The sequence below is a fragment of the Enterocloster alcoholdehydrogenati genome, assembly GCF_013282095.1.
In the GTDB taxonomy this organism is placed as follows: Bacteria; Bacillota; Clostridia; order Lachnospirales; family Lachnospiraceae; genus Enterocloster; species Enterocloster alcoholdehydrogenati.
Genome location: NZ_BLTJ01000002.1, coordinates 172,894 through 193,941, shown reverse-complemented (window position 1 = coordinate 193,941; position 21,048 = coordinate 172,894). Strand labels below are relative to the sequence as shown.

Annotated in this window: 17 protein-coding genes and 1 pseudogene; 16 read left to right on the top strand and 2 right to left on the bottom strand. The window is 50.8% G+C overall.

Features of this window, described 5'->3' with window-relative positions; all coding sequences use genetic code 11:
- Positions 1-23 precede the first annotated feature (23 nt).
- The 5 genes and pseudogenes from cbiB (at position 24) to HW447_RS03240 (ending at position 5,222) form a co-directional block, all read left to right on the top strand.
- Positions 24-1,028 (top strand): adenosylcobinamide-phosphate synthase CbiB, encoded by a 1,005-nt coding sequence (cbiB, locus tag HW447_RS03260; protein WP_176253899.1) that lies wholly within the window; start codon positions 24-26, stop codon positions 1,026-1,028.
- Positions 1,029-1,128: 100 nt separating this feature from the next.
- Positions 1,129-2,268 carry a pyridoxal phosphate-dependent aminotransferase gene (locus HW447_RS03255; protein WP_176254048.1) on the top strand — a complete coding sequence of 380 codons (1,140 nt, stop codon included), beginning with the start codon at positions 1,129-1,131 and terminating at the stop codon, positions 2,266-2,268.
- A pseudogene (locus tag HW447_RS03250) lies at positions 2,231-3,817 on the top strand (cobyric acid synthase); the annotation flags it as partial. The gene HW447_RS03255 and the pseudogene HW447_RS03250, both read left to right, overlap by 38 nt.
- Before the next feature lie 111 nt (positions 3,818-3,928).
- Positions 3,929-4,564 (top strand): precorrin-8X methylmutase, encoded by a 636-nt coding sequence (locus HW447_RS18370; protein WP_408609674.1) that lies wholly within the window; start codon positions 3,929-3,931, stop codon positions 4,562-4,564.
- Between the two features lie 157 nt (positions 4,565-4,721).
- Positions 4,722-5,222 (top strand): GNAT family N-acetyltransferase, encoded by a 501-nt coding sequence (locus HW447_RS03240; RefSeq protein WP_176253898.1) that lies wholly within the window; start codon positions 4,722-4,724, stop codon positions 5,220-5,222.
- A gap of 101 nt (positions 5,223-5,323) precedes the next feature.
- Here HW447_RS03240 and HW447_RS03235 read toward each other — a convergent pair whose 3' ends face one another.
- On the bottom strand, positions 5,324-6,733 hold the full coding sequence (locus HW447_RS03235) for an amidophosphoribosyltransferase (protein WP_176253897.1): 1,410 nt from the start codon (positions 6,731-6,733) through the stop codon (positions 5,324-5,326).
- 332 nt (positions 6,734-7,065) lie between these two features.
- On the opposite strand from HW447_RS03235, the gene HW447_RS03230 reads away from it, so the two are divergent.
- The 9 genes from HW447_RS03230 (at position 7,066) to HW447_RS03190 (ending at position 18,440) form a co-directional block, all read left to right on the top strand.
- Positions 7,066-8,070: a pectinesterase family protein gene (locus HW447_RS03230; RefSeq protein WP_408609673.1), complete on the top strand. Its 1,005-nt coding sequence runs from the start codon at positions 7,066-7,068 to the stop codon at positions 8,068-8,070.
- A 75-nt stretch (positions 8,071-8,145) separates the two neighbouring features.
- On the top strand, positions 8,146-9,783 hold the full coding sequence (locus tag HW447_RS03225; protein WP_176253895.1) for a response regulator: 1,638 nt from the start codon (positions 8,146-8,148) through the stop codon (positions 9,781-9,783).
- Positions 9,784-11,586: a sensor histidine kinase gene (locus HW447_RS03220; protein ID WP_176253894.1), complete on the top strand. Its 1,803-nt coding sequence runs from the start codon at positions 9,784-9,786 to the stop codon at positions 11,584-11,586.
- Positions 11,573-12,544, top strand: a complete 972-nt coding sequence (locus tag HW447_RS03215) for a substrate-binding domain-containing protein (protein WP_176253893.1) — start codon at positions 11,573-11,575, stop codon at positions 12,542-12,544. Before HW447_RS03220 ends, HW447_RS03215 begins: the two co-directional genes overlap by 14 nt.
- A 15-nt stretch (positions 12,545-12,559) precedes the next feature.
- Positions 12,560-13,609, top strand: a complete 1,050-nt coding sequence (locus tag HW447_RS03210) for a galactose ABC transporter substrate-binding protein (RefSeq protein ID WP_176253892.1) — start codon at positions 12,560-12,562, stop codon at positions 13,607-13,609.
- Positions 13,610-13,785: 176 nt separating this feature from the next.
- Positions 13,786-14,994, top strand: a complete 1,209-nt coding sequence (locus tag HW447_RS03205; RefSeq protein WP_243176185.1) for a galactose ABC transporter substrate-binding protein — start codon at positions 13,786-13,788, stop codon at positions 14,992-14,994.
- Between the two features lie 92 nt (positions 14,995-15,086).
- Positions 15,087-16,589 carry a sugar ABC transporter ATP-binding protein gene (locus tag HW447_RS03200; RefSeq protein ID WP_176253891.1) on the top strand — a complete coding sequence of 501 codons (1,503 nt, stop codon included), beginning with the start codon at positions 15,087-15,089 and terminating at the stop codon, positions 16,587-16,589.
- Between the two features lie 17 nt (positions 16,590-16,606).
- A complete protein-coding gene (locus tag HW447_RS03195; protein ID WP_176253890.1) occupies positions 16,607-17,686 on the top strand; it encodes a galactose/methyl galactoside ABC transporter permease MglC in 1,080 nt (359 codons plus the stop codon).
- Positions 17,687-17,819: 133 nt separating this feature from the next.
- A complete protein-coding gene (locus HW447_RS03190) occupies positions 17,820-18,440 on the top strand; it encodes an InlB B-repeat-containing protein (RefSeq protein ID WP_176253889.1) in 621 nt (206 codons plus the stop codon).
- On the opposite strand, the gene HW447_RS03185 is transcribed toward HW447_RS03190, so the two are convergent.
- Entirely contained in the window at positions 18,421-18,894 is a 474-nt protein-coding gene (locus HW447_RS03185; RefSeq protein WP_176253888.1) for a CYTH domain-containing protein, read from the bottom strand. The genes HW447_RS03190 and HW447_RS03185 overlap by 20 nt on opposite strands.
- A gap of 172 nt (positions 18,895-19,066) precedes the next feature.
- On the opposite strand from HW447_RS03185, the gene HW447_RS03180 reads away from it, so the two are divergent.
- Both HW447_RS03180 and tig read left to right on the top strand, forming a co-directional pair.
- Positions 19,067-19,624 (top strand): DJ-1 family glyoxalase III, encoded by a 558-nt coding sequence (locus tag HW447_RS03180; protein WP_176253887.1) that lies wholly within the window; start codon positions 19,067-19,069, stop codon positions 19,622-19,624.
- Positions 19,625-19,744: 120 nt separating this feature from the next.
- A complete protein-coding gene (gene tig / locus HW447_RS03175) occupies positions 19,745-21,031 on the top strand; it encodes a trigger factor (protein ID WP_176253886.1) in 1,287 nt (428 codons plus the stop codon).
- Positions 21,032-21,048 lie beyond the last annotated feature (17 nt).

The window sequence follows — 21,048 nt, the reverse complement described above, 5'->3', positions numbered from 1 at the left end:
CATTTGCGGCAGGAGGATTGATTTTGACGATGACGCTGATGCAGCTATGGAAATTTCACAGTCTGGCCCTTTTGGCGGGCTGTGTTTGGGACTGGATCATGGGGGATCCCTGCTGGCTTCCCCATCCGGTGCGCTGGATGGGCCACATGATAAGCGGACTGGAAAACAGGCTGCGAAAACGTTTTAAAGGGAATCTGCTTCTCGGGGGGCGGATCCTTGCAGTATGTATGTGCTTTTTCTGGACATTGGTTCCTGCCGTGCTGTTTGGAGGCATGGAGATATGTCTGACTTTGCCTGAAAGAAAGGGAAGCTGGGCTCTGGGTCTTCTTTTTTTGGCGGAAAGCTTCTTCTGCGGGCAGCTTATGGCGGCCAAAAGCCTTCGGGCTGAGAGCATGAAGGTAGCGTATGCGTTAAAGGAAGGGGATATAGAAAAGGCGAGAAGGGCCGTCTCCATGATCGTAGGAAGGGATACGGCGGTGCTGGATAAAGACGGGATCGCCAGGGCCGCGGTGGAGACGGTAGCGGAAAATACCTCAGACGGAGTTATCGCCCCCTTTCTTTTTATGGCGGTGTTTGGCCCTGCGGGCGGTTTCTTTTATAAGGCAGTCAATACCATGGATTCCATGGTGGGATATAAAAATGACAGGTACATTCAGTTTGGGCGCGGCGCGGCAAAGCTGGATGATAGAGTAAACTTCATTCCTGCCAGAATTTCCGGTATTCTGCTTTCGGCTGCTGCCTGGATTATACCGGGGATGGATGGAAAGAATGCCTGGAGGATCTTTAAAAGAGATCGTTTTAATCATGCAAGCCCCAACTCGGCCCATGGCGAGGCGGCCTGCGCAGGCGCTCTGCATCTGAGGCTGGCGGGAGACGCCTGGTATTTTGGAACCCTTCATAAAAAGCCGTATATCGGTGATGATGACCGGCCTATATGTCCTGATGACATTGCCGGAGTCAGCCGTCTGATGTTTGGGTCAGAGCAGCTCTTGATGGCAGTTTTGGCAGCGCTTATATTCATGCTTTAAATGGATCGGCGGCCCTGATGCTGCCTGTGAATAAAAAGGACCTGCAAAGAAGAAAAGATATGGCCGGACGGCCTGTATAAAAGGAGACAGATCAATGAAAATCCCCTATACACACGGCGGAGATATCTACAGCCATCCGGTCCGGATGGATTATTCCGCTAATATAAACCCTCTGGGACTGCCGGAGGGAGTAAAAAGAGAACTGGAGCAGTGCCTGCGGGAAAATGTCTGCGCTATCTACCCGGACAGCGGCTGCCGTGCGTTAAAAAAGGCCCTGGCAGCGTATCACCAGGTGCCGGAGGAATGGATCAGCTGCGGAAACGGGGCAGCCGATCTGATTTTTGCCCTCACAGCGGCTATCAGGCCTAAGCGCGGTCTTCTTCCGGCTCCGTCCTTCCTGGAATACAGCCAGGCTCTGTCTCAGTGGGGCTGCGAGATTGATTTTTTTCCTCTGGAAGAGAAGGACGGCTTTGACATTGATACGGTCCGGCTCTGCCAGACCCTTCATGAGGCTCAGAAGAAGGGACGTCCCTACGATATTCTTTTTCTGTGTAACCCCAATAATCCCACTGGGCGATCGGTGAGCCGTGAAGATATGGTGAAAATTGGGAAAAAATGTAAAGCCCTGGGTACATGGCTGGCGGCGGACGAGTGTTTCTGTGACTTTTTGGATCATCCGGCAGAACATTCCCTGATCCCTGATCTGAAGGAACTGGGCCATGTGATCGTGCTGAAGGCATTTACAAAGATTTATGCCATGGCGGGACTGCGCCTGGGCTACAGCCTTTGCCCGGATCCTGAATTAAACCGCAGGCTGGAGCAGGTCCGGCAGCCCTGGTCTGTTTCCGGGCTGGCCCAGCGGGCCGGAATTGCTGCTTTAAGGGAGAAGGACTATCTAAAGGAGACAGCGCGGCTGATCGGGCCGGAGCGGGAGCGGATGAAAGGCCGGCTGGAGAGCTTTGGCTTTCAGGTACTTTCCTCGCAGGCCAATTATATTTTTTTTCGAGACCGGAAAAACAAGGGGGAGAGCAGACCGGTTCTTTATGACCGTCTGCTGAAAGAGGGGGTCCTGATCCGAAGCTGCGCCAATTATCCCGGTCTGGATCCCTCCTTTTATCGGATCTGTGTCAAGACCAGGGAGGAAAATGACCAGTTTCTGGAAACAATGAAGGAAATAATCACAGTCACAGGAGGAAAAAATGATGGCACGGCCGATTATGATACAAGGAACCATGTCTAATGCGGGAAAGAGCCTTCTTGCAGCAGGACTCTGCAGGATTTTTGCGCAGGACGGCTATCGGGTGGCACCTTTTAAATCCCAGAATATGGCTTTGAATTCCTACATCACGGCAGACGGTCTGGAAATGGGGCGGGCCCAGGCGGTTCAGGCGGAGGCGGCAGGAATCGAGCCTTCGGCGGACATGAACCCCATTCTTTTAAAGCCTACGACAGACGTAGGTTCTCAGGTGATTGTAAACGGCACTTCCATAGGAAATATGCGCGCCAGGGATTACTTTGCCTATAAGCGCCGGCTGATCCCGGAGATTCTGGCAGCCTATGAACGGCTATCAAAAGAGTATGACATTATTGTGATCGAGGGAGCAGGAAGTCCGGCGGAGATCAATTTAAAAAAGGATGATATCGTAAATATGGGGCTGGCAGACATGGTGGATGCGCCGGTGCTGCTGGCGGGGGATATTGACCGGGGCGGCGTTTTTGCCCAGCTTTATGGGACAGTGGCTCTTCTGGAGCAAAGGGAGCGTGATCGGATCGGCGGCCTGATCGTTAATAAATTCAGGGGAGACCCCTCTATTTTGGAGCCGGGAATCCGCCAGCTGGAGCAGCTGTGCGGTCTGCCGGTGGTGGGAGTAGTTCCCTATATGGATGTGGATATAGAGGATGAGGACAGTCTCAGCGGAAAACTTTCATGCGGGGAAAAGGGGCTGGTGGATCTGGCTGTGATTCATTTTCCAAGGATCTCCAATTTTACGGATCTGGATGTGTTTTACGGTATTTCCGGAGTATCGGTGCGGTATGTCACAAAGGTATCTGAGCTTGGTACGCCGGATATGGTAATCCTGCCAGGGACGAAAAATACCATAAGCGATCTTCTGTGGATGCGTCAGAACGGTCTGGAGGGGGCCGTTCTTAAGCTGGCGGCCCGTCAGGTGCCGGTTTGGGGCATCTGCGGCGGTTATCAGATGATGGGCGAGGAAATTTCAGATAAGGAAGGGGTTGAATCGGGACAGTGCCGCAGGATCCGGGGAATGGGCCTTCTGCCTCTTGAGACTGACTTTGAGGAAGAGAAGATACGAACCCGGTCCGAGGGGGCTTTCGGAGAACTGGACGGTCTGCTGGCTGCTCTTTCCGGCAAATGTATTTCCGGTTATGAGATCCATATGGGCCGCACCAGGATCGCCTGTCAGGAGGGACCTGCCGGAACGGCCAGAAGGACCAGGGGAAGGAAAGAACCGGAAATCTGCCGGCCCATGTGCTATCTCCTGAAAGGGAATACAAAGCAGGCCCAGGCGGACGGCTGGAACCGTGGAAACTGTTATGGAGCCTACGTTCACGGTATTTTTGATGCTCCGGGAATCGCCCATACCATCGCAGAGGTGCTGGCAAATAAAAAGGGAATAACGCTGGATGCAGACAGCGGTGAGAACTACAGCGCTTACCGCGATCGACAGTATGACCGGCTGGCAGAAGGGCTTCGCCGGTCCCTGGACATGAAACGGATCTATGAAATTATGGGGCTTGAAGGGCCGGGACAGAATGGACCGGAGCGGGGGATAAAGGCGAAAGGAGAGACGAATTTGGAAAACAGGAACAGCACAGATGAAAACGTCACAGATAGAAAAACCATTCAGCCAGACACAGCGCACATCCAACTGGAGGAGGTGCTCCCCGCAGAGATTGAAAGCAGGAGCTTTGAGATTATCAAAGAAGAGCTGGCTGACATGGGAAAGGTGCTTGATCCGGCGCAGGATCTTGTGATCCGCCGCGCCATCCACACCACAGCCGATTTTGATTATGCGGATCAGCTGGTATTTTCAGAGGGGGCCGTAGAGGCGGGAAAGGAGGCTTTGCGCCGCGGAGCCGTTATCATTACTGACACCAATATGGCCTGGTCCGGGATAAACAAGAAAAAACTGGCGGCTCTGGGAGGAGAAGCAGTCTGCTTCATGGCAGATGAGGACGTAGCGTCTCAGGCGGCTGCGGCCGGTTCTACCAGAGCGGTCGCCAGTATGGATAAGGCGGCAAGGCTCTGCAGTGATATGGCTCCCCGCCCCTGTATCTTTGCCATTGGAAATGCCCCTACGGCGCTGATCCGCCTTTACGAGCTGGTTCGGGATGGGAAAATACGGCCCGCTCTCATTATCGGCGCCCCGGTGGGGTTTGTAAATGTAGTCCAGTCCAAAGAACTGATCCTGACGCTCCCTGACACTCCCTATATTGTGGCCAGAGGCCGGAAAGGCGGGAGCAATGTGGCGGCCGCTTTGTGCAATGCACTGTTGTATCAGACTAAACAGTAGAGGGGGAGGGAGTCTGTCTAATTGCCGTGTGTAACTGTATAAAACTGCAGCTGATAAAGTGGTCGACAAGTAAATTTCACTGTGATATAGTGAAAACACAAACGCTGTGGGCGCTCACAAAGCAGGGGTATTTTTTGGACAGAAGGAGGCAGTGAATATGCACATTGAATTAAAGAAATGGGCTTTAGAGGACAGGGAACGTTTAACCGCACTGTGCAATTCAACGGACAGGACTTATTTATCCAATCGGATTCCCTTCCCTTATACAGAAACAGACGCTGATTGGTGGCTGGGGAAGGCTCAAGAGCATGAGGGGGCGGACGGGATTTTCCGTGCTGTTACAGTGGACGGGCAGATCGTTGGAAATATCTCAGTGGAGCAGAAGGGGGACGTTTACTGTAAGGATGCGGAGATTGGTTATCTGCTTGACACGGAGCATTGGTCTAAGGGGATCATGTCGGAGGCGGTAAGGCAGATCTGTGAAATTGCTTTTAAGAAACTGGATATCATACGCATCACAGGTCTGGTATATGAACCTAACAGGGGATCCCGCAGAGTCCTGGAAAAGAATGGATTTGCACTGGAAGGAATCATGAAACAAGCGGTCACAAAGGGAGAGAATACATATGATCTGTGTATTTACGGAAAGGTAAAATAAAACCCGGTCTGCAAAGGAGATGATTCTTTCGTATAAAAAAGCAGGAAGTCTGTCCTACAAGGCGGCTTTCCTGCTTTTTATGTTTCCTGCTTTCTTTTGGTTTATTTCTTTCCATTCCAGCAATAGGTGCAAAGTTTACAGGGCGAGATTCCTACGGATTCTACCAGATCATCCAGCCGGTGGAACCGCAGTGTGGTAAAATTCAGCCTCTTTCGGATCTCTTCAATCATGGCTTTATAGTTTTCGCTGTCAGGGTCCGCATAACTGTCCAGAACCTCCTGGGAAACATTATCCCCTTCCCGGTCGCGGATGATGCGGCGGGTGATCAGATCCAGCTCAGAGGAAGATCGGGAGAAATTCAGATAGGGACAGCCAAAGAGCAGCGGCGGGCAGGCGGGGCGGATATGGACCTCTTTCGCTCCGCTCTGATATAGAAATTCTGTAGTCTCACCCAGCTGCGTTCCCCGAACGATGGAATCATCGATGAGCAAAAGCTTATTTCCGCGGATCAGGGCGTCTACGGGTATCAGCTTCATCCTTGCGATGAGATTTCTCTGACTCTGGTTCTGGGGCATAAAAGACCGGGGCCAGGTGGGAGTATATTTGATAAACGGGCGGGCAAAGGGAACGCCGGATTCGTTTGCATAACCGATGGCATGAGCAATGCCGGAATCTGGAACGCCGGCCACGATATCCGGCTGTGCCTCGTCTCTTCTGGCAAGCAGCTTGCCGCATTCATAGCGCATCTTTTCCACATTGACGCCCTCGTAGGTAGAGGTAGGATAGCCATAGTAAACCCAGAGGAAGGAACAGATCTTCATCTCGTCTTTCGGCGCGCTTAAGGTTTCTACGCCGTCTGCGTGGATTTTTACGATTTCGCCCGGCCCCAGCTCTCTGAAGTCGGTGTAGCCCAGATTGATATAGGCAAAACTTTCAAAGGAGGCGCAGAAGGCGTCCTCCTTCTGTCCGATCACGATAGGGGTGCGTCCGTACCGGTCCCTGGAGGCGTAGAGGCCTTCCTCTGTCAGCAGCAGGATGCTCATGGAACCCTCGATCTGCTCCTGGGCGTAGCGCAGGCCCTCAGTGATGGTAGGCTTCTGGTTGATCAGAGCGGCTACCAGTTCGGTGGCATTGATGCGTCCGCCGCTCATTTCCATAAAATGGATATGCCCATTTTCAAAGGCAGAGCGGGTCAGCTGCGCCTCGTTGTTGATTTTTCCCACTGTGCTGATGGCATAGCTGCCAAGGTGGGACTGGATCAGCAGAGGCTGGGGATCGTTATCGGAAATACAGCCGATACCCATGGTGCCGGTGAGTTCGTCCAGGTCGCCGTCAAACTTGGTGCGGAAGGGGGAATTTTCAATGTTGTGAATGGCTCTTTCAAAGCCGCGTCCCTTTTCATATACGGCCATGCCGCCCCGCCTGGTTCCAAGATGTGAATGATAGTCTACGCCGAAGAACAAATCCAGCGTACAGCTTTTTTTAGAAACTACTCCGAAAAAACCGCCCATAAGAGATCATTTTCCTTTCTGTAAATGGAGATAAAGAATAAAGATAAGCAGCCGCCGTTTTCGCAAAACGCAGCTCCGAAGAATCAAAGGAGCTCTGCTGTATGTATCATAGCATATATTAGAATAGAATCACAATAGGGATTATTTATTATATATACTTATAAAACATATAAGATATACAGGAAAAATGCTTTAAGAGGGGGAGGAACGTAAGGTTTGCATAAACCTTTGCCGCAATTGCAAAAAATGGAAAAACATAGTATAATAATCCAAAGTACAAAGGATAAAAAGACGAAATATTGATCAGACAGGAGAGAACCTATATGGCAGAAATGACAGAAACAGCAAATATGCAGGCGCAGATCACTCTGATTGTGGCAAAGGACGGCACCAGCCAGTTTTCCACCATCACGGAGGCACTGAACACGCTGGAAGAGGATGATATCCGTCCGGCCGTTATTTATATTAAAAGGGGTATTTACAAGGAGCGCCTGACTATCCGCCGCCCCTTTCTTACCTTTGAGGGGGAGGATCCCCAGGAGACGGTGATCACCTATAACCTGGGCGCACGGATGGAGATGGAGGACGGAACCAAAAGAGGCACATTCAGAACCTATTCTGTCTTTATTGATACCCATGATTTTACGGCCAGGAATCTGACCTTTGAAAACAGTGCAGGCCCCGGAGCTGTGGTGGGTCAGGCTCTGGCTCTCTATGTGGACGGAGATCGGATCCTTTTTGACAACTGCCGGATGCTCGCCAGTCAGGATACCATCTTTACAGGCCCTCTTCCGCCGAAAGAAATCGAAAAGAACGGCTTTATCGGTCCCAAGCAGTACGCCCCCAGGATCAATGGCCGCCACTATTATAAGGACTGTTTTATCCGGGGAGATATCGACTTTATCTTTGGAAGCGCCACGGCGTATTTTGAGAACTGTGAGCTGTATTCTCAGGATACCGGCCGGGAGATCAACGGCTATGTGACCGCAGCGTCCACACCTGAAGGCCAGGAATACGGCTACGTGTTTGAAGGCTGCCATTTTACGGGAAACTGTCCGCCAAGAAGCGTATATCTGGGCCGCCCATGGAGAAATTTCGCCAGGGTTGTGCTGCTGCACTGCCGCATGGAGGAGCACATCCGCAGAGAAGGCTGGCATGACTGGGGCAAGAGAGAGGCTCACGACACCCTGTATTTTGCAGAGGCAGGCAGCACAGGCCCCGGAGCCGTACCGGAGGAACGTCCGGAGTGGGTGACGCTCCTGAATGAGGATGAGCTTACGCCCTATTCCAGAGCGCGTGTTCTGGGAGGAAAAGACGGCTGGATGAGCGGCCGGTAAAGAAACCGCCCCTGAGTGATGCTGCCGGAAACGGGAGGTATTGTAAGGGAGCCGCAAAAGAGAAGGGGTTTACATATGGAATTGTACCGTATCATCCTGGTAGATGACGAAGAAGAAGTGAGAAAGAGCATTGTCCGCAAAATCGGCTGGGAGGAGGCTGGTTTTCAGGTGGCCGGGGATGCGGAAAACGGAGAGGACGCCTTGGAAAAAATCGAGGCCTTAGAGCCGGATGTGGTGCTGACGGATATCCGTATGCCCTATATGGACGGCCTGACTCTGGCGGAGCGGATCCGCCAGAAATACCCCTCTATGAAGATTGTGATCTTTTCCGGCTATGATGATTTTGAATACGCCAAACAGGCCATTAAGCTGAATGTGACCGAGTATATCTTAAAGCCGGTGAATGTGGAAGAACTGACGGCTATCCTGAAACGGATCAAGGTGAATCTGGATCAGGAGATCGAGCAGAAGAGAAACGTAAGCCTTCTGCGGGAAAATTATATCCGCAGCCTCCCCATCCTCCGGGAGAATTTCCTGAATGAACTGATAAGCCGCCATATGGAGCCTGAGACAGTGGAAGGCCGGATGCGGGAGTACGATCTGGATCTTTTGGGAGCCAGGAAATGGATCGCGGCTGCTATTGACATTGAGGAACCGGAAACAGGCCTGCAGGGAGAGCTTGCCATTCACCGGGAAAAGGATCTGATCCCTATTTCGATTATGCAGATTTTGGAGGAAAAGCTGGGACAGTATTGCCGCTTTGCCCTGTTTAATGCCTCCGGGGCGAGAGAAACTGGGCTTTCCGTGATTGCGGCCATTGATGAGGACAACAGTCAGACGGGGGTCATCAGTGTATTGGGAGATATCTGCAGGGAGACGCGCAGGATCCTGGCAGTGCCGGTCACCATTGGGATTGGAAATAATTCGGCCCAGCTGTGGCGGATCAGCGACTCCTACAAGGAGGCCGTCAACTCCCTGGGCTATAAGGCCATCGTGGGAAGCGGCAGCACCATTTACATCAATGATATGGAGCCGGTGAACCGGGGAAAGCTGGAGCTGGACGGGAAAGAAGAGGCGGAACTGATTGCCGCCGTCAAGTTTGGCCCCAGGGAGAAGATTGAAGAGGCCGCAGGCCGGATCATGGTTCGGATGAATGACGCCAAGGTTCATTTCCGGCAGCAGCAGGTCTATATGCTGGGAGTGGCAAATGCCATGATCCAGCTTCTCCAGATGTATGATCTGGATACGGAGGCGGTGTTTAACGGGGAACTGAAGGAAGACGGAGCCTTGGAAATGCTGCCCGGCCTTCAGAAAAAAGAGGATTTTTCTGTCTGGCTTTTAAATACGGCCCTCTATATCCACCAGGCCATGAACCGGGAGCGGGATAATACCATGAAACAGGTGATCAAAGAGGCCAGACAGTATATTTTAGAGCATTACCAGGAGCCGGAGCTCTCTGTGGAGAAGATCTGCAGCCATCTCCATATGAGCCCGGCTTATTTTTCCACCATGTTCAAGAAGGAAACCGGCAAAACCTATGTGGCTTATCTGACAGAGGTGCGTCTGGATAAGGCAGTGGAGCTTCTTAACAAGACCGATGACAAGACATATGTGATCGCCGCCAAGGTGGGCTATCAGGAGCAGAACTATTTCAGTTATGTATTTAAGAAACGTTTCGGGGTATCGCCCACGAAATTCAGGGGAGCGAAGTAAATGAAGCTTTTTAACCAGCGCAGGCTGCCGTTCCAAAACGGCAGCATACGCTCCATTATTTTCCTGTATTTTACTGTTACCGCTGTGACAGCCTGTGTTTTTATCGGCATTTCCCTGTATACCAGGATGTCGGGACAGGTGTCGGAGACGGTAATGGAAGAAAATCAGATTCTTATCGATCAGGTGAACCGGTCTGTGGAAAATTACTTGAAAACCGTAATGAAGCTTTCCGATTCCCTCTATTACGGCGTCATAAAGGACGCCGATCTGTCAGACCCATCGGTCAACGCAAATTTCAACCTTCTTTATGAAACGAATATGGACCAGACGGACAGTATTGCCCTCTTTTCCGAGGATGGGGAGCTTTTGGAGGCAGTGCCGGCCCTGCGGGTGAGAAATAATCTGGACGTGACCAAGGAGTCCTGGTTCTCCTGCACTCTTCAGAAAACAGAAAACCAGCATTTTTTCCTGCCTCAGGTGCAGCAGCTCTTTGAAAGCAGCGGCAGCCAGTACCGTTGGGTGATCCCCATGACAAGGGCGGTGGAGATCACCAGAGGGACGGATACGGGACAGGGGGTATTGCTGCTCCATTTAAATTATACAGGGTTAAAGCTTCTGTTGGACGGCGTTACCCTGGGAAACGGGGGGTATATATACCTGACCGACGGAAACGGAGAGATCATTTTCCATCCAAGGGCCCAGCTGATCGATTCCGGGATGGAGCAGGAAAACAACCGTCAGGTGGCCGGATACAGGGACGGTGTCTACCGGGAAGAGTTTCAGGGAAAAGACCGGGTCATAACGGTCAAGAGCGTAGGCTATACAGGCTGGAAGCTGATCGGTGTGGCGCCGGAGCAGGCTGTGTCCTTAAACCGTTTAAAGACCCAGCTTTTAGTGGTCTTTGCGGCGGCCCTTATCCTGTCCCTTATGACGATCACAAATTCCTATATATCATCCAGGATCACAGTTCCCATACGGAATCTGGAACGGTCGGTCAATGAAATTGAAAGGGGAAACCTGAATACAGTGGTGGATGCGCAGGGCTCTTACGAGATCCGCCATCTGAGTCAGTCTGTCCAGAGCATGGCAAGGCAGATACAGGTGCTGATGGCGGATGTGGTCTCGGAGCATGAGAAAAAGCGCAGACAGGAGTTTGACACCCTGCAGTCCCAGATCAACCCCCATTTTCTGTACAATACCCTGGATATCATCGTATGGATGATTGAAAATGAAAAGCCGGATCAGGCAGTAAAGGTGGTTACTGCACTGGCGCGTTTCTTCCGCATCAGCTTAAGCAGAGGCAGGAGCATCATCACGGTAAGGGATGAACTGGAGCACGTCCGCAACTACCTGATGATCCAGAATATGCGTTTTAAAAACCGTTTCACCTACACTATTGAGGCAGAGGAAGAGATTCTTGATCTGGCAAGCTTAAAGCTTATGCTCCAGCCTCTGGTGGAAAATGCTATTTATCACGGCATGGAGTTTATGGACGGGGACGGAGAGATCATGGTCCGTGCATGGAGGGAAGATAAGGAGCTGTATTTCCAGGTGGAGGATAACGGGCTTGGGATGACGCAGGAGCAGATAAAGAGGCTGTTTTCCGACCAGCCTCATACCGGCTCATCCAGAGGCTCCGGGATAGGGGTGAAAAATGTAAATGAGCGGATTCGGCTGTATTTTGGCGGAGAATACGGACTTTCCATTGAATCGGAGCCGGATGAGGGAACGGTTGTGACCATTCGTCTGCCGGCAGTGGAATACTCCCGGATCCGGGAAAGGGAGGAATATGACAAAGCGTGAAAAAATAATCTGGTGCATCTTTGGTGCTGTTTTGGGCCTTTTGTTCCTCCTTTCCTCTACTGACCTGATCATTAAGGAAAAAAAGGCAGAGATCTACTCTGTGTCTGTTGTGTTTGATTCCACCTCAGACACCTGCTATACCAATTTCAAAAAAGGGGTGGAAAAGGCGGCCGGAGATTTTAATGCCGATGTCCGCTATGTGACGCTGTATCAGGAGGGAGAGGCAAAGCAGCAGAAAGAACTGGTGGCAAGAGAGATCGACAGCGGAGCTCAAGCCGTGGTGCTGGCTCCCGCAGAGAAAAATTCAACACAAGAGGAACTGGGATCTTACGCCTATTCCTGCCCTTTGATCCTTCTGGGGGATCAGCCATCTGAGGAACTTCCTGTTACCTCAGTGATGCGGGATTATGCCAGAGAGGGAGAACTTTTGGCTCAGGCAGTGGCGGCCCAGGCGGACAGTATCTCTCCCGTCTATGTATTTACGAAGGGGCTGTCTTTGGGGAACAATCAGGAGATTTATGAGGGGTTTACGGGAAAATTAAGGGAAAATGGTTTTGAGGCCATCCTGTGCAGTCAAAGGGAGGGAGCGGATTTCAAGGCGGCTCTGGACGCTGTGCTCTATCCGGGAAGCGGGAAGGCCACGGTGGCAGCCCTGGATCCTGAAAGTCTGACAGAGCTGGCCCAGATCTTAAACAGTGACAACCATTATACGGGTCATTTGGCCGGCGTATTCGGCGTGGGGAGCACCGCTTATCTTTTGAATCAGATGGACAGAGGGCTGATCCGGGGGCTGGTGGTTCACAACTGCTATAATGAAGGGTATCTTGCTGTGGAACGGGCGGTAAAGGGGATTCGCCAGGGGATGAAAAAAGAGAGGATCCTCCTTGAGTCCTTTTATATTGAGCGCCCTGATATCCGCAGCCGGAAGTTTGAGAAAATGCTATATCCGATGGATTAAACAGGAGGAGACGGAATGAAAGGATACAGATATGGAATGGGAGCCGTTCTTGCCATCCTTGCCGTTTTTGCGCTTTATAGCTGCTTTTTAAAACAGGGGAAGGAAAGGGATGAGGCCAGTCAGGTGCGCATCGGTATTACCCTTTACAGAGAGGATGATACCTTTCTTAATTCTATCTGCCGTGTGCTGGAGGAGAAGGCAAAGGAATATGAAAAAAACACAGGCATACGGATCATCCTGGATGTAGTAGACGCCAGGGAAGATCAGAATACACAGAACAGCCAGGTAGACCGTTTTCTGACCCTGGGCTGTGACGTGATCTGCGTTAATATGGTGGATCGGTCTGCGGCGTCTGTGATCATTGACAAGGCCATGGATCAGGATGTGCCGGTAATCTTCTTTAACAGGGAGCCGGTGGAGGAGGATATAAGCCGGTGGGAGAAACTCTTTTATATAGGGGCGGATCCAAAGGCGGAAGGGATCTGCCAGGGAAATATGATGGCAGACGCCTATGAGAAGGAGCCGTTTGTCCTGGATCTTGACGGTGACGGGAAGGTAAGCTATGTGATCCTGGAGGGGGAGAGGGGACACCAGGATTCCCAGATGCGGACCGAATGGGCGGTGCAGACGCTGAAGGATCGGGGGGTAGATGTGGAAAAACTGACCGGAGGCATAGCCAACTGGCAGAGAAGTCAGGCAGATGCCCTTATGGGGCAGTGGCTGGATCAGTTTCCCGAACAGATCGAGCTTGTTATTGGCAATAATGACGACATGGCACTGGGAGCCATAGACGCCATCCGCCGCCTGGGGCTGATACGCCCGATCTGTGTGGTGGGAATCGACGGCGTTCCCGCAGGCCTGGAGGCTGTACAGTCCTCGGATATGCTTGGTACTGTCAGTATTGACCGGGAGGCTTATGGGGATACCATGATCCGTATGGCCCTGTCCCTGGCGCAGACGGGGAAAGCGCCGGAGGATATTTCCCTGGAAAAAGGTGTGTATTTCAGATGCCCTTCTTATCCGGTGGTAAGACCGGAGGGAGAAATCAGGACAAAAGCTGAATAAGAGTAGAAAAACAATAAAAAAATCATAATAAAATGTCGAAAAATAGAGAAATCAAAGAAAATCGATAATAGGGAAAATAAAAATGCATTGAAAAATGCATAAAAAATAACTAAAATTACACTTGTCAGAAGGACATAGTATCCAAGACAAATAAAAGATTGGGAGGAGTTACAACTATGAGAAAATTTAGAAGAACCGCAGCCGCTGCACTGGCAGCTATGATGGCATTCTCTGCAACCGGATGCGGAAGCAGCGCTACTGAGACCAAGGCAACAGAAGCAGCGAAAGATGATACAGCCGCAGCCGGATCTGAAGCAGATAAGGTAAGCGAAGCAGTTACCGAGGCAGCAAAGAAGGAAGGCAAGAAGTTAGAGGATATGACGGTCGGCGTATTCTACTATACATACAGCGATACCTATATCTCCAGCGTACGTACCGCTTTAGACGAATCCTTAAAGACAGCCGGAATTGATTTTCAGGATTACGACGCAAACAGCAACCAGACCACGCAGAACGAGCAGATCGATACAGCTATCAGTACAGGCGCTAACCTCCTGATTGTAAATATCGTTACCTCTGGTTCCGTAGACGCTTCTCAGGCAATCGTAGACAAGGCTCAGGCAGCAGGTATCCCGGTTATCTTCTTTAACCGTGCCGTTGAGTCTGACGAGGAAGAGGGCAAGGTACTTGGCAGCTATGACAAGTGCGCATTCGTAGGAACGGACGCGCCTGAGGCAGGCCATATGCAGGGCGAGATGATCGGCAAGTATCTGGTAGAGAACTATGACGCCGTAGACTTAAACGGCGACGGAAAGATCAGCTATGCGATGTTCATGGGTCAGTTAGGAAACGTAGAGGCGATCTACCGTACGCAGTACAGCGTGGAGGATGCCAACAAGATTCTGACCGAGGCCGGAAAGCCTGAACTGGAATATTTTGATTCTTCCAACAAGGACTGCTATCAGGTTGATCAGGACGGCAACTGGAGCGCAACGGCTGCCAATAACTACATGACTACCAACCTGTCTCAGTATAACAAAGAGAACAACAATATGATCGAGCTTGTAATCTGCAACAACGACGGTATGGCAGAGGGTGCGATCTCCGCATTAAACGATAAGGGCTATAATCTGGGTGACGGCACAAGCACTGCGATTCCTGTATTCGGCGTAGATGCAACCGACGCAGCAAAGCAGCTGATTGCTGACGGCAAGATGACCGGTACCATCAAGCAGGATGCTGACGGTATGGCACAGGCAATTTCCTTCCTGACACAGAACGTGGCAGAGGGCAAAGCGGTAATGGATGGAACGGACAGCTTCAACATCTCCGATAAGGTAAGCAACAAGATTTATATCCCATACGCTGCTTATACAGGCGAATGATGAGAGTCTGATTTTAAAAGCGGCCTCTGCCTTAAGGCAGGGCCGCTTTTTGAAAGAGCATACGAATTTAAGAAAGCGGGGAGGGGAGCTGCATGGATAAAGAAGTGCTGCTGCAAATGACAGATATATGCAAGGAGTTTCCGGGCGTAAAGGCGTTAGACGGAGTTTCCCTGACAGTAAAAAGGGGAACGGTTCATGCTCTTATGGGTGAGAACGGTGCCGGAAAGTCTACATTGATGAAGTGTCTGTTCGGCATCTATAATAAGGACAGCGGGCATATTTACCTGGAAGGCAACGAGATCAGTTTTAAAAATTCAAAAGAGGCTCTGGAGCATGGCGTTGCCATGGTGCATCAGGAGCTGAATCAGGCGTTAAAGCGCAGTGTTATGGACAATCTGTGGCTGGGACGCTATCCCCGTAAGGGAGTTATGATTGACGAACACAAAATGTATGAGGATACAAAGAAACTTTTCAATGACCTTGGCATCGACGTAGATCCCAGAAGGATCATGAGCACCATGCCAGTTTCCCAGCGCCAGATGCTGGAGATTGCAAAGGCTGTATCCTATGATGCAAAGGTGATCGTATTTGACGAACCCACCTCATCCTTGACGGAGCAGGAGGTAGAGCACCTCTTTGAGATTATCAATATGCTCCGGGATAAGGGCTGCGGCATCATCTACATTTCCCATAAGATGGCAGAAATCCTGCGCATTTCCGATGAGGTTACGGTCATGCGCGACGGCACCTGGATTGCCACGGAGCCGGCAAAAGAGCTGACTACAGAAAAGATTATCAAGCTCATGGTAGGACGGGAGCTGAACAACCAGTTCCCGCCAAAGACCAACAAGGCAGGAGAGATAGCTCTTGAGGTAGAGCATCTAAGCGGCCAGTATTCTCTGCTGCATGATGTTTCATTCAATGTCCGCAAGGGAGAGATCATCGGACTGGCCGGACTGGACGGAAGCGGACGGACAGAGGTGCTTGAAAATATTTTCGGCATCGCAACCAGAAAATCAGGTAGCATCCGCCTGGACGGTAAGCCGGTATTAAACCGCAATGCACGGGAATCCATCAAAAACGGCTTTGCGCTTCTGACCGAGGAACGGCGTGCCACCGGCATCTTCGGGATCCTGGATATCCGTGAGAATACGGTTATCTCCAACCTTAAAAATTACCGGGGAAAGGCGCTTCCGGTAATGCTGGATGATAAGAAGATGAAAAAGGATACCCAGTGGTCCATTGATGCCATGCACACCAAAACGCCTACCCAGGGAACGAAGATCCGCAGCCTTTCCGGCGGCAACCAGCAGAAGGTCATCTTAGGAAGATGGCTTCTTACAAAGCCAGAGGTGCTGCTTCTTGATGAACCTACCCGCGGAATCGACGTAGGGGCGAAATATGAGATCTATCAACTGATCATTGACCTGGCAAACGAGGGCAAGGTAGTCATCATGGTATCCTCTGAGATGCCGGAGCTTTTAGGCGTTTGCGACCGTATCCTGGTAATGTCCGGAGGACAGCTGGCGGGAGAGGTGGACGCCAGAAACACATCTCAAGAAGAGATCATGACACTTGCAGCTAAATATGTATAAAAGGGGGATATGGACCAATGAGCCGACTCAATATTTTTGCAGCCATCCAGGGAAAGATCGATTACTACAAGAATCTGGATGCAAAAGATAAGAAAACCTACTGGAAAGAAACTCTGATCAACAATGCATTATATATCCTGCTGATCATTGCCATCATTTACACCTATTCACAGAACCACAAGTTCCTTTCCGGAAACTCCATTGTAAATATTATCAGCCTTTCAGCGGCTAATATTCCGATTGCCTGCGGTATTGCAGGCTGTATCGTACTGACAGGCACCGACCTGTCTGCCGGACGTGTCGTAGGCCTAACTGCCTGTATCTCCGCATCCCTGCTGCAGTCTTTAAGCTATGCAACAAGAATGTTCCCCGGACTTCCTGTTATGCCTATCTGGGTAGTTATCCCGCTGGTTATGGTAGTAGGCGGCGTGGTCGGCTGGGTCAACGGTTTTTTCGTAGCCAAGTTTAAGCTTCATCCGTTTATTGTTACCCTGGCCACACAGCTGATCGTATACGGCGCCCTGCTGATGTATGTTATGATCAACGGCAACAACGGACAGCCTCTTTCCGGCCTGGATGATTCTTTTAAGAAATTTGTAACCGGCAGCGTACTGTCTATCGGAGGAATTCCGATCCCCAACTATGTATGGTATGCCATCATTATCATCATCGTAATGTGGTTTATCTGGAATAAGACCGCATTCGGCAAGAATATGTTTGCCGTAGGTTCCAACCCGGAAGCGGCCAACGTATCCGGCGTAAACGTAAATAAGACCATCATCATGGTACATACGCTGGCTGGTATGATGTACGGCCTGACCGGTTTCATCGAGTCTGCACGTATCGGCTCCAATACGGCCAATACCGGTTTAAACTACGAGTGCGATGCCATCGCAGCCTGCGTAATCGGCGGCGTGTCTTTCGTTGGCGGTACCGGTAAGATCAGCGGTGTGGTAATGGGCGTGTTCCTTCTGCGCATCATCTTCGTGGCACTGAACTTCCTGTCCATTAACCAGAATCTGCAGTACATCATCAAGGGTCTTATTATCCTGGTGGCCTGCTCCATCGATATGAGAAAATATCTGGTCAGAAAGTAATAGGGAATGTCCCCTGCGGCCGTTTAAGGCTGTGGGAGCTGAAAAAGGGGTGCTGTGAGGGCGGAAAAGCCGCCTTTGCGGCACCTTTGGTGTATAAAAGACAGCAATTTTTAAAATACAGGAGGATCCGTATATGGACGAACAGAAGAAAGTGCCGGAAACGGAGACAGGAGGAGAAGGCCTGTCTCCGGATCCGGCAAGGAAAAAGCTTTTTGGCCGGGGGATTTATGGCAGCAAGGACGTACCCATTCGGATCCTGGACGGCCTGATCGCTGGAATGATTATTCTGGCTGTGGCGCTGACGGTTATTTTCAGCATAAACGGCGGGTATCGCGTGACCTTTGACACACAGGGCGGAGGGGAGATTGCCTTTCAGAAGCTTCGGTATGGGAAACTGGTAGAACGCCCGCAAGATCCTGTAAAGCCGGGATATGAATTTGTCTCCTGGAAACGGGAAGAAGCAGAGGGGGACTGGGCCTTTGACCATGATCAGGTAAAGGGGGACATGACCCTGGTGGCCCAGTGGAAACCGGCCTCTGTTCTTGTGAAGTTTGATCTGGGCGGGGGAACGGTAGACGGCAGGGATCAGGCAGAGCCCGTATATGTGACCTACGGGGAGACCTATGGGGTTTTGCCGGAGCCAAAAAAGGAAGGATACCGTTTTAAGGGCTGGATCTACAGCGGCCAGATGATCAGCTGTGAGAGCAGGGTCACTATGACCGGGGAACACGTTCTTACTGCAGTTTATGAGTAGGGTCGGAGAGGCGGCTGTTCTGATACTGGCCGGAAAATGTTACATCCTCGCCAAACCAGGACGGAGGGGAAAAGGTCTGGGCTGCCTCCAGAGTGGGAAATTCGACTTCCGCCAGAATCAGTCCCTTATAGACGCCTTCAAAAATATCAAGTTCAATAGTCAGATCCTCATTCCCTTCTGCGGGAAGAAGCCAGCGGGTCTTTGTCAGTATAATGCCGTCAGCTTTTTTTAAAAGATGATCATAGGATTCCTTTGTCAGGGGAAGGTTGTATTCTTCCCTGGCAAGGAGTCCTTTTCCTTTATAGGTGAGGTAATAGGACTCGTCCTCCCTGCGGATCCGGATCACTGGATCGGTGCACAGATATGCCTGTTCTATGGCATGGCAGGGAAAGCTTGTGTAATGTTTCGGCAGATCGGCTAACCGGCCGATTCGGTATTTGCGTTCGATTTCCATCGTGAACCCTCCTGATTTTTACGAATTGTATTGGTGCTTTTTACTGATATTTTAAATGATTTGTCAAACAGTATCATATCATTTATCTCTTTTCAGGAAAAGGGATAAATGATAAAATAATGTCAAAAAGACGTGCCCCTGGCGGCAACATAAATTTAAGGGAGAAATGATTATGTCAAAGGTTTTTGCATTTCTGGCAGATGGGCTGGAGGAAGTGGAGTGTCTTGCGGTGGTGGATGTTTTAAGACGGGCCGGAGTGGAGACTACCCTGATATCTGTTACCGGAAAACGGGAGATTACCGGCTCTCACGGGATCTGCTTTCTTGCAGACGCTCTTTTTGAAGAGGTGAATACGGATGATGCCGATGTGCTTTTCCTGCCGGGCGGTATGCCCGGAACAAATCATTTAAAGGCCCACGAGGGGCTGGCTGATGCTATCCGCTGCGCCAATAAACAGGGCAGAAGGCTGGCTGCCATCTGCGCCGCCCCCAGTATTCTGGGAGAGATGGATCTGTTAAAGGGCAGGACTGCCACCTGCTATCCCGGTTTTGAGGATATGCTTCACGGGGTTTCCTATACGGTCCAGGGAGTTGTGACCGACGGAAATATTACTACGGCCAGAGGCCTTGGCTATGCGCTTGATCTGGGCATCGAACTGATCCGCCTGCTGCTGGGTTCTCAGCAGGCAGGAAATGTGAAGGCGTCCATTCAGTATGATCGGGTGAAATAGAGGAACTTTTTTAAAAAATGCTGGCCTTTTTCCCGTCTCCATGGTATAATGCTACATTGAAGTGTAGCGCCCTCATGGATATGGGCGAATCACATATATTTTAAGGAGGAACCCGTAATAATGAGTGTACAGGTAGAAAAGTTAGAGAAAAATATGGCGAAGCTGACCGTTGAAGTCAGCACCGAGGATTTTAAGGCTGCGATCAAGAAGGCTTACAACAAGACAAAGAACCGTTTCGCTATCCCTGGTTTCCGTAAGGGCAAGGCTTCCCAGGCAGTGATCGAGAAGATGTACGGCGAGGCTGTTTTCTATGAGGACGCTGCAGATGAGGCGATCAACGCTTCTTACGCTGAGGCGATGAAGGAGAGCGGACTGGATATCGTTTCCAGACCTGAGGTTACCATCGAGCAGATCGGCAAAGATCAGGCATTCATCTACAGCGCCCTGGTTGCTGTTAAGCCGGAGGTTACTTTAGGTGAGTACAAGGGCGTGGAAGTAGAGAAGGCAGATGCTTCTGTGACTGCCGAGGATGTTGAGGCAGAGCTTAAGAGAGTTCAGGAGCAGAACGCAAGGCTTCTGACTATTGAGGATCGTCCGGTAGCTGATGGTGATCAGACCGTGATCGATTTCGAAGGCTTTGTAGACGGCAAGGGCTTTGAGGGCGGAAAAGCTGAGGATTATCCTCTGACCATCGGCTCCCATTCCTTCATCGATACCTTTGAGGAGCAGCTGATTGGAAAGAACATCGGCGAGGAGTGCGAGGTCAACGTTACCTTCCCGACAGAGTACCATGCAGCTGAGCTGGCTGGAAAGCCTGCCATGTTTAAGGTGACGGTAAAGGAGATCAAGGCAAAGGAACTTCCTGTCCTGGATGATGAATTTGCATCTGAGGTTTCTGATTTCGATACGCTGGACGAGTACAAGAAGGATATCGAGAAGAAGCTGCAGGAGAGAAAAGAGAAGGCAGCTGCTTCTCAGAATGAGGATCGTGTAGTCGCTAAGGTAGTAGAGAATGCAACCATGGAGATTCCGGACAGAATGGTAGACGCTCAGGTGGATAATATGCTTCAGGATACAGCCCGCCGTATGCAGAGCCAGGGTCTGTCCATGGATCTGTACATGAAGTACACCGGCATGAATGTTGATCAGATGAAGGATCAGCTTCGTCCTGATGCTGTAAAGCGCATTCAGACAAGACTGGTTCTTGAGGCGGTTGCAAAGGCTGAGAACATTGAGGTTTCTGAGGAGAAGATCGACGAGGAGATCGCAAAGATGGCGGAGTCTTACAAGATGGAAGCTGACAAACTTAAGAGCTATATGACAGACAGCGATAAGGATCAGATGAAGCAGGATCTTGCAGTTCAGGCGGCGGTTGATCTGCTGGTATCTGAGGCTAAGCTGGTTTAATCTACGCAGGATGGCAG

Bases quoted from the DNA above. Each gene is read 5' to 3' on its own strand.
- HW447_RS03235 (WP_176253897.1), bottom strand. From the start codon at position 6,733: ATGGGCGGTTTTTTCGGAGTAGTTTCTAAAAAAAGCTGTACGCTGGAT.
- HW447_RS03195 (WP_176253890.1), top strand. From the start codon at position 16,607: ATGAGCCGACTCAATATTTTTGCAGCCATCCAGGGAAAGATCGATTAC.
- HW447_RS03210 (WP_176253892.1), top strand. From the start codon at position 12,560: ATGAAAGGATACAGATATGGAATGGGAGCCGTTCTTGCCATCCTTGCC.
- HW447_RS03230 (WP_408609673.1), top strand. From the start codon at position 7,066: ATGACAGAAACAGCAAATATGCAGGCGCAGATCACTCTGATTGTGGCA.
- tig (WP_176253886.1), top strand. From the start codon at position 19,745: ATGAGTGTACAGGTAGAAAAGTTAGAGAAAAATATGGCGAAGCTGACC.
- HW447_RS03240 (WP_176253898.1), top strand. From the start codon at position 4,722: ATGCACATTGAATTAAAGAAATGGGCTTTAGAGGACAGGGAACGTTTA.
- HW447_RS03185 (WP_176253888.1), bottom strand. From the start codon at position 18,894: ATGGAAATCGAACGCAAATACCGAATCGGCCGGTTAGCCGATCTGCCG.
- HW447_RS03200 (WP_176253891.1), top strand. From the start codon at position 15,087: ATGGATAAAGAAGTGCTGCTGCAAATGACAGATATATGCAAGGAGTTT.
- HW447_RS03215 (WP_176253893.1), top strand. From the start codon at position 11,573: ATGACAAAGCGTGAAAAAATAATCTGGTGCATCTTTGGTGCTGTTTTG.
- HW447_RS03225 (WP_176253895.1), top strand. From the start codon at position 8,146: ATGGAATTGTACCGTATCATCCTGGTAGATGACGAAGAAGAAGTGAGA.
- HW447_RS03220 (WP_176253894.1), top strand. From the start codon at position 9,784: ATGAAGCTTTTTAACCAGCGCAGGCTGCCGTTCCAAAACGGCAGCATA.
- HW447_RS03205 (WP_243176185.1), top strand. From the start codon at position 13,786: ATGAGAAAATTTAGAAGAACCGCAGCCGCTGCACTGGCAGCTATGATG.
- HW447_RS03180 (WP_176253887.1), top strand. From the start codon at position 19,067: ATGTCAAAGGTTTTTGCATTTCTGGCAGATGGGCTGGAGGAAGTGGAG.
- HW447_RS03190 (WP_176253889.1), top strand. From the start codon at position 17,820: ATGGACGAACAGAAGAAAGTGCCGGAAACGGAGACAGGAGGAGAAGGC.